The 11445-nt window shown below is 50.1% G+C and carries 11 protein-coding genes; 5 read left to right on the forward strand and 6 right to left on the reverse strand.

Annotated features, from left to right (window positions below; all coding sequences use genetic code 11):
• Positions 1-502: 502 nt before the first annotated feature.
• The gene (locus AC5JO6_RS09880) at positions 503-1291 is read left to right on the forward strand and encodes a 16S rRNA (uracil(1498)-N(3))-methyltransferase (RefSeq protein ID WP_496080889.1); all 789 of its coding nucleotides are present in this window, start codon (positions 503-505) and stop codon (positions 1289-1291) included.
• 166 nt (positions 1292-1457) lie between these two features.
• Positions 1458-2558, forward strand: a complete 1101-nt coding sequence (locus tag AC5JO6_RS09885) for a tetratricopeptide repeat protein (protein ID WP_496080890.1) — start codon at positions 1458-1460, stop codon at positions 2556-2558.
• A gap of 65 nt (positions 2559-2623) precedes the next feature.
• Here the strand turns inward: AC5JO6_RS09885 and AC5JO6_RS09890 are convergent, their stop codons facing one another.
• The 3 genes from AC5JO6_RS09890 to AC5JO6_RS09900 all read right to left on the reverse strand — a co-directional run bounded on the left by AC5JO6_RS09890 (position 2624) and on the right by AC5JO6_RS09900 (position 3773).
• Entirely contained in the window at positions 2624-2956 is a 333-nt protein-coding gene (locus tag AC5JO6_RS09890) for a hypothetical protein (protein ID WP_496080891.1), read from the reverse strand.
• 498 nt (positions 2957-3454) lie between these two features.
• Complete coding sequence (locus AC5JO6_RS09895) at positions 3455-3637, reverse strand: hypothetical protein (RefSeq protein ID WP_496080892.1); 183 nt, start codon at positions 3635-3637, stop codon at positions 3455-3457.
• A complete protein-coding gene (locus tag AC5JO6_RS09900) occupies positions 3621-3773 on the reverse strand; it encodes a hypothetical protein (RefSeq protein ID WP_496080893.1) in 153 nt (50 codons plus the stop codon). Before AC5JO6_RS09900 ends, AC5JO6_RS09895 begins: the two co-directional genes overlap by 17 nt.
• Positions 3774-4359: 586 nt before the next feature.
• Between AC5JO6_RS09900 and AC5JO6_RS09905 the strand changes: the two genes are divergently transcribed.
• A complete protein-coding gene (locus AC5JO6_RS09905) occupies positions 4360-6219 on the forward strand; it encodes a protein kinase domain-containing protein (protein WP_496080894.1) in 1860 nt (619 codons plus the stop codon).
• Positions 6220-6336: 117 nt separating this feature from the next.
• Here the strand turns inward: AC5JO6_RS09905 and AC5JO6_RS09910 are convergent, their stop codons facing one another.
• Together AC5JO6_RS09910 and gorA are read right to left on the reverse strand one after the other, a co-directional pair.
• Positions 6337-6882: a Dps family protein gene (locus tag AC5JO6_RS09910; RefSeq protein WP_496080895.1), complete on the reverse strand. Its 546-nt coding sequence runs from the start codon at positions 6880-6882 to the stop codon at positions 6337-6339.
• A 163-nt stretch (positions 6883-7045) separates the two neighbouring features.
• The gene (gene gorA, locus AC5JO6_RS09915) at positions 7046-8389 is read right to left on the reverse strand and encodes a glutathione-disulfide reductase (RefSeq protein WP_496080896.1); all 1344 of its coding nucleotides are present in this window, start codon (positions 8387-8389) and stop codon (positions 7046-7048) included.
• A gap of 760 nt (positions 8390-9149) precedes the next feature.
• Between gorA and AC5JO6_RS09920 the strand changes: the two genes are divergently transcribed.
• Both AC5JO6_RS09920 and wecB read left to right on the forward strand, forming a co-directional pair.
• Positions 9150-9524: a hypothetical protein gene (locus AC5JO6_RS09920; RefSeq protein WP_496080897.1), complete on the forward strand. Its 375-nt coding sequence runs from the start codon at positions 9150-9152 to the stop codon at positions 9522-9524.
• Between the two features lie 282 nt (positions 9525-9806).
• Positions 9807-10922 carry a non-hydrolyzing UDP-N-acetylglucosamine 2-epimerase gene (wecB, locus tag AC5JO6_RS09925; RefSeq protein ID WP_496080898.1) on the forward strand — a complete coding sequence of 372 codons (1116 nt, stop codon included), beginning with the start codon at positions 9807-9809 and terminating at the stop codon, positions 10920-10922.
• 1 nt (position 10923) lies between these two features.
• Here the strand turns inward: wecB and AC5JO6_RS09930 are convergent, their stop codons facing one another.
• On the reverse strand, positions 10924-11205 hold the full coding sequence (locus AC5JO6_RS09930; protein ID WP_496080899.1) for a DUF7219 family protein: 282 nt from the start codon (positions 11203-11205) through the stop codon (positions 10924-10926).
• Positions 11206-11445: the final 240 nt, after the last annotated feature.

Genomic DNA, 11445 nt, shown 5'->3' on the forward strand with positions numbered 1-11445 from the left:
CTCTTCTTCAACCTGGCACGTAAGGTTCAAAACCCTTGCGTGGCGTGTGCCGGAACCAATGATAGATGCTCAAACAAAATCTAGAGATCCAAGAACAGTGCTCATCTCAAGGAAGTGATGCTCAGCAAATTACCTGATCGGGTGACGTTTCAAGAGTAGAGCGAGTTGCGCTTCACAACTTTATTCTATGGCATTCTTTAAGTATGGCGTTATGAGGAAAGTGAGGAAATCTTAAAGTAACGTGCTTGCTTGATCACCTTTTTTAAAGAGATGATGAAGAAACGCTTAGAAGTCTTGAAGCAGTAATAAGTTTCGGGTAAGCGATCGCTGCTTTGATCTGGTGCTGTACCGAGGCAACACATATATAGAGCGCTCCTAAATGAATTGTGAGAAGCCATACAAGTATTAGCTCTTAGCAGTCAGCGGTCAGCGGTCAGCGATTAGAGAAAAGCTTGTTCATAAGCCATCTCCGCTAGCTTAAAGTGATAGAAAGTACGCTTAGATGAGCCTCAAGCAATTCGTGCAGTTACAACGCCTGGTGGTCAAGCCTGAGCAACTTCAGAACGGACAGCTTGTTTTAGCCCCATCGCAGCAGCATTACCTCAAGCGCGTATTGCGGTTAGCTGAGGGCGATCGCTTCATTGCGATGGATGGACTGGGACGCGCATGGTTAGCAAGACTGGTGCAGACCTCCGAGCCACGGATGCAGGCAGAGATTGTAGAGTCAATCACCACTCATACAGAGCTACCGATCCGCGTCACATTGGTGGCAGCGCTGCCTAAAGGAAATGGTTTTGATGATGTAGTGCGTCAGGCAACCGAGTTGGGGGTTGACCAGATTCTACCCGTGATGAGCGATCGCACCCTCCTTCATCCCAGCACCCAAAAGGTGGAACGCTGGCAGCGCATCACCAACGAAGCTGCCGAACAATCTGAACGGTTGTGCGTACCCCGGATTGCCGAACCCATCTCCTTCACTGAACACCTTCAGCAGGAGAGCGACCGTCAGCAGACTGATGCACGTCTGCAAAAATACCTTTGCGTTGCACGTGGGGCACACTACCACTTACTCGATCGCCTCCGCTTATCAATCCCTGATTCAGTCAGCGCTTCGATCGTCATTGCGATCGGTCCCGAAGGCGGTTGGACTGATGCTGAAATCGAGCGGGCGATCGCCGCAGGCTACCAAACCGTCTCTCTTGGCACTCGTATTCTCCGCGCCGTCACGGCTCCGTTGGTTGCTTTATCACTGGTTGCCGCTGTTTGGGAAGGAGTGAGGAGTGAGGAGTGAAGTGCGAGGTGTGAAGTGCGGTGGTAGGTTTGTGAAACAGCAATGGAACAATAATGGGGTAGTGAATGGGCAGATTGGCTCATACCGACGACATGATTTGGTAAGAGACAAACCAAGCTCAAAACTCCCCTACCCCTTACTCCTTACCCCTCTCCCCTCTCCTCCCATGCTTGACGAAATCGCCGCTGCTTTTGCACGTCAGGATTACCGAACGGCTGCTCAACTGGTTTCGGCATTGTTGGCACAGTCGCCACAAAACCTGTGGGCACAGTTTTACTCAGGGCGATTGCAGGAAGTGTCTGGTCAGCTTGACGCGGCTACAACCATCTATCGTCAACTACTGCGCGACACAACGAATGCAAAGCTGGTTACTCAAGTGCGTCAGGGTATACAGCGGGTAGAAGCATTGCAGCGCGATCGCCGCCAGCAGGCGATTGCCCAGGCAACTGCCGAACCAAACAACAACGCACCCGGTTTTTTGGTGCTCGAAGCGGTTGCGGACGGCGATCGTGCCACTGTCGTTCAGAACTTCGCCCGTGTGATGAAGCTAGATGCTTATACAGCAAGGCTGCTGATTCCTAATCGAGGCTGGCGCTTATATCGTGTGGGCTTAGCGGGCGAACTGCAAGTCTACAGTCAGGAATTGCAACAGGCAGGTGTGCCAAACGTTTGGGCTTCGCAACCGGAGCTTCAGGCAATTCAGATCTTTCGTGTGAACTCGTTTCAAGCAGCCGCGCCCAAGGCAACAGTAGTTTGCCAGAACATGCATGACCAGGTGGGGTTTCTCAGCTTCGACTGGTCAGAAGTGACGCAGCGAGTCGAAGGGATGCTACCAATTTTTGAACAAGTGCTCGACTTGGGCTACCGCAATCGACTCGAACGCAAAGCGGACATTCAAGACTACGCTCATTTCTGCGATTTGCATTTGCCAGGACGACGCTGCATTCTCCGCCTACATGACAGCAGCTATCAGTTTGATGAAGGATTAACCGTTGGCGCTCAAGCTACGATCGACGCGCCCGATCGCAACACCACTCGGACAAACTGGAATCAGTTGATGGCATTACTCAAACACCAAACGCCAAACGCTGAAGCCTGGTCACAGTTCACACCCTTTGCCCAAACTGCCGCAGACTTTACCGTACCGCTCCTTCGCTTAAAGTCTCACATTTACCTCTCGCGGCAAGAAGATAGCTACTGGGACTCTGCCTTTCACCTCTACAGCAGTCTCCTTTTTCTGCGGGGAGCAAAGCAGTTAGCCTTGTAGGGCGATCGCGCTTTCCTAACAGTGAGTGTTTGAGGTGATTCAAAGAATCTACGCCGCTAGCGCCATCAATGTCCAACGGGGGTGACTCGTTTTAAGTCAAAAAACTTAAATGTTCCCTTACGATTGATCTGGCTCCAGTTCGTTGCCCGCCAATTAACCTGAGTCTCGAACGCACTCCACACAACGCTGATATTCCGTTTATCGCCTGCGTCACAAGAAAACAGTCCAGGATGGTAATCATCTCCCACCTCTAACACCTTAGTGAAGATGAGCCAGTTGAAAGAAGCGTCAACCCTTTGAGAGTCGTTCAAATCATCAAAATTCCGCAGCGTAATTGAGTTCAAACCGCTAGGAGAGGTATATGTATTAGTGCAGTGTAAGACGGTAAAATCGCCCATCACTAGTTCCAGTATGATGATTGGACTGTTGAGCAGCAAAAATAGACTGATTAGACCAATAATCAGACCAATAAGAAGCCGAGTATGAAGGACAGTTTCAGGTGTGAAACGCAGCGGGAAGCGAGTAAGCTGCTTTGATGCCCAAACTAAACTAACCACGGTGGCGATACAAACGAGGAGGACAGTATACTTCCCTCCTCTCAAGGCATAACCATGCTGAGAGACAAAAGATAAGAGCCAAAAGAGCAGACTCAACCCTAGCAATATACTCAAGAATGTCAGAAGCTTCCGCATAGGCTACAGCGACAGTAGGGTGCAAAAGCGATGCCTTGATTCTATCTACAGCCTGAGAGCGCATCCACAAAATGCAGCGCACTTTTACTCATCCAATTCATGCAATATGGCAAATGTTTGCGATCGCTGGGTTTTACATTCGTAAACAAAGCAATTGCCTGTCATGCAGCGCGATTGCCTTACTAAACCAATCAGGAAGCTGCATTACGGTACGATCGTCTTTACGGGTGGGATGGCATCATTAGCAGGACTGAGCCGACTCCTACCTGACTGTTCGGGACATGCCTGCGAATGCGGCTTCTGGATCGCGTCTGTCCACTGACCGATGTTGTCTTGCGCTTGTTGATAGAGCACGCTGCCAAAGCTGACGTTATACCAATTCGACAAATCGCCCTACAGATTCGTTCTTGCTGCTGACCGCTGAACGCTGAACGCTGACCGCCAGCCGAGGCTTGCCTGTGTAGCCACAGTTTAGTGAAATGGTATGACTTGCCTCAGCGATCGCCGCTTGCAGAGATGGCATATCTCTCTTGCCAGCCAACTGCACAGCGCGAGTGAGGTAGGGACGGTCTTCAAGCTCCTGCCCTTGATAAGTCCAACGATCGATTCACATCAGCTATGGCTCTCAACATCAGCAAGCCGTAACGAGGGGTGCTGCTTTTCAACAGCTTGGACGTTAGGCAAAATTTGCCAGCTGTGCTGTTAGCCAATACACTGGAGTTTCGATCGCGTTACCTTCTTTGACCAGGCTCAGATTCACTCAAATGACAGCCGACGTTTTTTGTGTGGCGTTCTGAGCGGCGAGTGGAACGCAGGAGTGAGGAGTGAAGGCTGAGAAGTGAATATGGAGAGTGGTTACCACTACAGCGCGTTATCGGTTACTCAAGGATGCGGTTCTAATTATCTGCATTCTCTCATTACCCTCTATGTTGGTCTTTGAGCGATCGCGCTGGCACTCGCCGCAAGTTTGGTTGCGGTGGTATCGACTCCTTGTGATTGAAATCCGTAGGAATCTCTTTAGGGCATCCTGATGTTGCAGTTAGGCGCAGAAAAATAAGAATACTCGGCTGCCGCGATGCTTGATGAACCTAGAGTCGCTTAATTAAACAATGACTCATCAACTTCAACAGGACACTCCCACAGCAGTTGTGGGCAAGCGTTACAAACTCATCAGCCAGTTAGGCGTTGGTGGGTTTGGTCAGACGTTTCTGGCACAAGACCTCCATTTGCCAGACTGCCCTCGCTGTGTCGTCAAACGACTGCTAGCCAAGTCAAACGAGCCAAAGAACCTACAAACAGCTAGGCGACTGTTTAACACAGAGGCGAGAGTCCTCTATCAACTGGGTAATCACGATCAGATACCATCACTGTTCGCCCATTTTGAGGAAAACCAGGAATTTTATCTGGTGCAGGAGTTTGTCGAAGGCGAACCCATGACTCGACAAGTGATCAAAGGTGAACAGTGGGCAGAAGACCGAGCGATCGCGCTCCTCAAAGACATTCTTGAAGTGCTGGTCTTTGTCCATCAACAAAACGTGATTCATCGAGACGTGAAGCCATCTAATCTGATGCGTCGTCGTCGTGATGGCAAGCTAGTGCTCATCGATTTTGGTGCGGTGAAGCGAGTGAGTGTCCAGATCGCTGACGATCCGAATACTGACATAGCTGACTCAACCGTTTCCATTGGCACTCAGGGCTACATCCCCAACGAGCAGCTTGCAGGGAAGCCCCGCTTTAGCAGCGACATTTATGCAGTCGGGCTGGTCGGCATTCAAGCGCTGACAGGTATATTGCCACGCGAACTGGGCGAAGATGCCCAAACCAGTGAGCTTGCCTGGCGCGTGCATACTTCAAATGTGAGTGCTGCACTGGCAGATATCATCGATCGCATGGTGTGTTACGACTTCCGCGATCGCTATCCCACGGCTGTAGAGGCGTTAGAAGCACTGCGAGATATTTCGCCAGGACTGACGGAACCAGACGCACGTTCCTCTGCTACAGATGATGATGATCTAGCTTCAACAGTGCTTCTAGACACGGCTCAACAGCCCTTAGTGACACTGAAGCAGTCCAGTGCCACGTATGATCTCGCACCTACAGACCCCAAAGACGAAACGCTCACCTTATCTGGTCATACCGCTTCTGAATCGTTCCTACGAAAGTCTGAGCCTATCGAAACACCAGACAAAGGTGCTTTCAGAAAGCGCTTCTTTGCACTTCAAAAACCCAGCGCTGCACACTGGGTCGTTCTCACAGGTTTAGCGGCAGCAGGAATCGCCTTCTTGAGTCTCAAAGTCAGTCCGCTCCTGCGGGTTAACCAATCGACAACGCCGCTAAGCACAGTGCCATACCCGACTCCAAAGCGATCGCCCCTTTCTACGCCCAAGCCACTGTCACTTGAACAACAAGCTGCCACTTTACTAGAGCAGGCAAATCGTCAACGCAAACAGCGGCAATATGCAGCCGCCCTGACCAGCTATGACAAGCTCATCAAGCTCAAGCCCAAAACCGCGCAGGCGTACTGGGGGCGCTGCGATGCTCTTACAGGGCTGAAACGACCAGACCAGGCGGTTGTCGCTTGCAACGATGCTCTTGCGCTGAACCCTGACTATGCTGAAGCGCTATGGAGTCAGGGTAAAGCGTTGAAGCAACAAGACCGATCGCTACAGTCACTAAGGCTCTTTGAACAAGCCACTGCCCTTAAACCAACGTTTGCCGAGGCGTGGGTCGATCGAGGCATTACCCTACAAGAATTCGGGCGATCGTCGGAAGCCATTGATGCACTGGATGAAGCGATCGCGCTCAATCGCAATTCTGCTGAAGCCTGGAGTACGAAAGGAGCAGCCCTTTGGAATTTGGGACGCTTTGACCAGGCAATTGCCGCCTTAGATAAAGCCCTTCAAATCCAACCCAAAGCTGAAGGTGCCCGTGCCTTGCGCCAGCAAGCACGCGAACAATTGGGTTATTGAATCATTGCATTGTTTAAAACCAGCCTTCCACCCCCAATTGTTTTCCTTTGTGGAAGCGGTTGAGGGCTGAAGGATGGTCAGATGTAGTGCCGTTGCAGAGTAAGGAACCTGAAGGCTTTACTTTGCAGCGCCAACAGGAAACTTCACATTTGCAGGTGGCTGCTGATTGTCTGGTTGCACGGCTTTGCCCTCAATAAAGGAACGCAGCATCCATGCCATTTCTTCATGTCCTTCCATTAAACCCGTCAGAAAGTCAGCCGTGCCTTCGTCGTGGAAGTCTTCCGAAGACTGGTCGATGTGCTCACGCAAATTACGAATGATTTGCTCGTGATCGTTGACCAGGTTAGCGACCATTTCGTACGAAGGAGGTACCTCACCACTGTGTTCAGTGATAGAGCCGTACTTCAGGAACCCTTCTGCGGTTCCAAGTGGGTAGTTGCCTAAAGCACGGACGCGCTCGGCAATGGCATCGATCGTTTCGTTCAAGATTTCGTACTGCTCTTCCCAGATCTGGTGCAAGGAGCGGAATTCTGGTCCGGTTACATCCCAATGATATTTCTTGGTTTTGATCAATAACAGGTTGGCATCAGCCAAGTCCTTGTTAAGCAATTCGCAGACACCGCCGCGTTGCTCTTCTGTCAAGCCAATATTCAGCTTCCGCATGTTACAACTCCCATTCAGTATCTACAGTTTTGAGCGCTAGCTACAGTTGACCAGATTGACGACGATCGAGACATCAACCAGATGGAAGATTGTTGCCATGAAACCGTTAACACTTTGGAGAGAGGAAAACTGCATAAGGTGGATACGGCTGTTGGTAACTGAGCTAAGTCAACGAAAAAAGCTCTTCTGCTGAGGACGGATGGATGCCGATCGTCTGATCCAACGCTTGTTTCGTTACGCCCATTTGCAGGGAAACAGTTAGACCTTGGATGATTTCTGCTGCATGGTCACCAACCATGTGGATGCCCAGAACGCGATCGGTAGTGCCATCGACCACCAATTTAATTAAGCTTTGGGCGGAACGATCGGTCAGGCTGTAGAACAATGGCTGGAGCTCAGTTTGGTAGCATCGCACCATATCGCCGTATTGCTCACGCGCCTTAGCTTCGGTCATGCCAACAGAAGCAGCTTCTGGATAGCTGCAAACGGCTGATGGTACGTAGTCGTAGTTCACACTGCGAGAGAGCTTGCCAAACGTAGTATCGGCAAACGCCTTGCCCTCAGCTCTCGCAACAGGCGTTAGCTGTAAACGATTGGTGCAATCGCCAACCGCGAAAATATGAGGTTGGTTCGTACGGCTATCGTCATCGACTGCGATCGCTTTTTTGTCTGCCTTAACGTCTGCCTTGTCCAGGTTTAACCCGTCAAGCTGAGGCGCACGACCCGTTGCGGCAAGCACCGCATCAACCGTCAGTGTCTCGACACAAGCGCCTTTGAGCGACAGACAAAAACCCTCAGATACAGGCGCGATCGCGCTCATGGTTGTGTTGCACAGAATCTGAATGCCACGATCGACTAAGCCACGATGGACTGCTGCCGCCAGATCAGCATCAAAGCCTGAAAGAATGCAGGTTTCGTGATTCATGAGGGTGACATCACAGCCAAACCCGCGCAGAATGCTTGCAAATTCAATGCCAATGTAACCACCACCCAAAATGGCAATTTTCTGCGGCAGTGCTGTCAGGTTGAACATTTCGTTGGAAGTCAGCGCATGTTCGATGCCTTGAATCTCCGGTTTGATAGGCTTACCACCGACTGCAAGCAAAATTTTGTCCGCCGTGATGGTGCGTTTTCCCACTGCCAATGTATGCGCATCCACAAACTGCGCGCGATCGTGGATGAACTCTACTCCTGCTGCTGCTAATGCCTGCACCTGTACCTGCTGTAACCGCTCAATCTCTTGATTTCTAGCTGAGACAAACCGCTGCCAGTCAAACTGGCGCTCACTACCGCTCCAACCGTAAGCGGTTGCGTCCTGGTTTAAGCGCGCAAAAGCCGCCGCATAAACCATCAGCTTTTTGGGAATACAGCCACGATTGACGCAACCACCACCTGCTTGAGCCTGCTCAGCGATTGCAACAGTGGCACCATACTGTGCCGATCGCTTCGCGGCTGCAAGCCCTCCCGGACCCGCACCAATCACAAACAAGTCATAGTCGTAGCTCATGTATGGCTCTGTAGAATGAACAATCGCCAGTTTAATGACGCACACGATCGTTCTGTGAGACCCAAAAGTGAGAGCTTTCGTTTCGCCAGCCTCAAAAACGGATGCTCCAGGCTACGAGCTGTGCCGCCGTGCCGCCAGCAACCTGTTTACCAGGAGGCAGCATTTGATCGGGCGTTTTTAGTCAGTACAGTTAGCCGACTGTAGCGATCCTAAGTAAATCGTGAGAAGCACGATTGCTCTCGACTCTTAGCAGTCAGCGAACAGCGATCAGCGGTTAGAGAAAAGCTGGTGGCTGACCGTCGATCGCTCAATGCTTAAGTCACGCTCACGACTGATTTGGGACTGCTATAGTTACCCAACTGAGGCACAAGTCAGGTAACTAATTTAAATACTTAATCACTCAGTGGCTTTATGAGCTTAGCAGCAAAGACTTATAAGAAAGATTAAGCACAGTCCGATCGAAATTTTAGAGCGTATCAGGCGGAAAACTTCATGAAATCTGCCGCCGCTTCAACACTCCCAAGCATCCCTTACCGTAAGGCTTTAGCGTTTAATTTAACCGTAAAACGGGGAGAAACAGGGATTGGAAACCGCTAAAAGATCATGAAGGATTACCAAAAAGTGTAAATTTATTCTGCGGAGGCTCATCTAACTTTGGTAATTCCCTATACTGTGAGAACTTCCGATACCTGAGTGTAAGGATCGTCAGAAAGCATTTCGATTAAAACAACCAAAGCTTATTTTTTTAGGAGGCACAGGCATGACATTATCTCAGAGCCAAAGCTTTAAGAATGTCTACTACATTTTGGCAATCAAAAGTTTCTTGATTTGGGCGTTTACGCTGACAGTTTGTCTGCTCGTCATTGGCTTCCCGCTCATCATGCTGATGGTGACGATCGGCTCTTTAGTGGCGGTTGTTTTACAATCAGTTCTGCCTGTTAGCGCTGTTTTGGTAGTAGCCAGCACCATTCTTGGGTTCAATCTTCTGGGTATCGTGTTAGGCGCTGCTGTGCTAACCGTGAAGGGCATTCATCCACAAGAAGTGAGCTGGCTACGTTGGCTAAATGGTGAAGCAAACCCCAGTCACACGTCAGTTTATGCAGCGTGTCCGCTCACCTGCGACATCAAAGGATAAGCTGGCAAGACCATACGATGATTGCTTTCGCTTGGATTAATCTAGCCTTTGCCAACCCGGTTCACGCCGGGTTTTTTGTTGACCTAGCTTCTAACTCACCCTGTATTGAAACTCTAAATCTCAATAGAGCTACGGTGTTACAAACTTCAAAAACTTGACTAACAGCTTGGTAAAAAATTCGACCAGCAGCTTGGTAATAATACGGCACTTAATTTGTAAAATAAGATAATTATTACCTGCCGCCTCATTCCCTCTTTTGCTTACACCATAAACCAAAGCCCCATGCCGAAGACTCCCATTCCAGTCAGCATCATTTTGGGGACTCGCCCAGAGGCAATTAAGCTCGCTCCAGTCATTCAAGCATTCAAGGCTTGTGACCGATTTGACACCCACGTCATTCTGACAGGGCAACACCGAGAGATGGTTGACCAGGTGATGACATTGTTCAATTTGACGGCTGATCATGACCTTGCCATCATGCAGCCAAATCAAACTTTAAGTGACATCACCTGTTTGAGTTTGCGTGGCTTAGAAGCACTTTTTCAAACGCTGCAGCCTCAAATGGTCTTAGTGCAGGGAGATACCACAACAGCATTTGCAGCGGCACTAGCTGCGTTTTACCAAAAAATTCCTGTCGGGCACGTTGAAGCAGGCTTGCGAACCGATGACCTTTACAACCCGTTTCCCGAAGAAGCAAATCGTCGGCTCGTTTCCCAGATTACACAACTGCACTTTGCTCCAACAGCAGTATCCGTTGACCATCTGGAGCGATCGGGTGTATTAGGTAAGATTCATCAAACAGGCAATACGGTCATTGATGCCCTCCTTGCGACAGCAGCACGTCAGCCAGCCTGTGACATCCCCAACTTGGCATGGGAGAAGTATCGCGTCTTGCTGTCAACGGTTCATCGCCGTGAAAACTGGGGCGCACCGTTGCAGGACATTGCCCAGGGCTTTCTGAAGGTTCTCGATCAGTTTCCTGATACAGCGTTACTGTTGCCTCTGCATCGCAATCCGACAGTACGCAAACCCTTACAAATGCTTTTGGGTAACCATCCCCGAGTGTTTCTGACCGAACCGTTGGACTACGCAGAACTGGTTGGTGCCATTCAGCGCTGCTACTTGCTGCTCACCGATTCGGGTGGGCTGCAAGAAGAAGCACCCAGCTTAGGTAAACCTGTTTTGGTGTTGCGAGAGACTACCGAACGCCCAGAAGCGATCACTGCGGGTACTGCTAAACTGATCGGCACCAACCCCGAACAGATTGCGGCAGCGGCAGGGAAGCTTTTGAGCGATCGTGATGCTTACGAGGCAATGGCAATGGCAGTCAATCCCTTTGGTGATGGGCACGCGGCAGCTCGCATTCTGCAAATTGTCAAAGACTACTTTCAGGTATAGCCTAGTCGTCTTCCGGCAACTCTGGTCGTGGCTGCTGAGTCTGTTCAAGCAACGCCTGCTTCGAGTCTTTAAGCTGTTTCCACAGCTTTTTGATCTCTTTGTAGGCATCGCCTGGCGGCACTTTGCCACCTGTTTCCAAACCACAAATGATGGACACCCGTTGAGCAAATTCCTGCAAGTTGGCGTTGAATGCCAAATGTTCTGGTGTAAATTCACCCCGGTAGCTTGCCGTTGGGTAGAAGAATTTTTCCTTTTCTTTACTGTTGTCTGTGCTTTCTGCCACGGAGATAACCCAATAACAATCGATAACAGCGATCGGCTGATCTAGCAACGACTCCGTTCTGATAGTAATGCGCTTATGACTGCTTGACTAGCCTTCAAGTGATATTCAACCAGCAAACGCTTCGGAAAGCACGATGATAGGTCATCTGCTTCCATTACCTAAAGTAACAACGTTTAAACCAACTTTCTTAGCTCGACTTTATCCAATTAGGCAGCGTAGCACAATAGGCTGAAACAGCAG

This window comes from Tildeniella sp. (assembly GCF_059505325.1).

What these genes read in the sequence shown, in the direction of transcription:
- AC5JO6_RS09880 (WP_496080889.1), top strand. Translation starts at nt 503, where the DNA reads ATGAGCCTCAAGCAATTCGTGCAGTTACAACGCCTGGTGGTCAAGCCT.
- AC5JO6_RS09885 (WP_496080890.1), top strand. Translation starts at nt 1,458, where the DNA reads ATGCTTGACGAAATCGCCGCTGCTTTTGCACGTCAGGATTACCGAACG.
- AC5JO6_RS09890 (WP_496080891.1), bottom strand. Translation starts at nt 2,956, where the DNA reads ATGGGCGATTTTACCGTCTTACACTGCACTAATACATATACCTCTCCT.
- AC5JO6_RS09900 (WP_496080893.1), bottom strand. Translation starts at nt 3,773, where the DNA reads ATGCCATCTCTGCAAGCGGCGATCGCTGAGGCAAGTCATACCATTTCA.
- AC5JO6_RS09905 (WP_496080894.1), top strand. Translation starts at nt 4,360, where the DNA reads ATGACTCATCAACTTCAACAGGACACTCCCACAGCAGTTGTGGGCAAG.
- AC5JO6_RS09910 (WP_496080895.1), bottom strand. Translation starts at nt 6,882, where the DNA reads ATGCGGAAGCTGAATATTGGCTTGACAGAAGAGCAACGCGGCGGTGTC.
- gorA (WP_496080896.1), bottom strand. Translation starts at nt 8,389, where the DNA reads ATGAGCTACGACTATGACTTGTTTGTGATTGGTGCGGGTCCGGGAGGG.
- AC5JO6_RS09920 (WP_496080897.1), top strand. Translation starts at nt 9,150, where the DNA reads ATGACATTATCTCAGAGCCAAAGCTTTAAGAATGTCTACTACATTTTG.
- wecB (WP_496080898.1), top strand. Translation starts at nt 9,807, where the DNA reads ATGCCGAAGACTCCCATTCCAGTCAGCATCATTTTGGGGACTCGCCCA.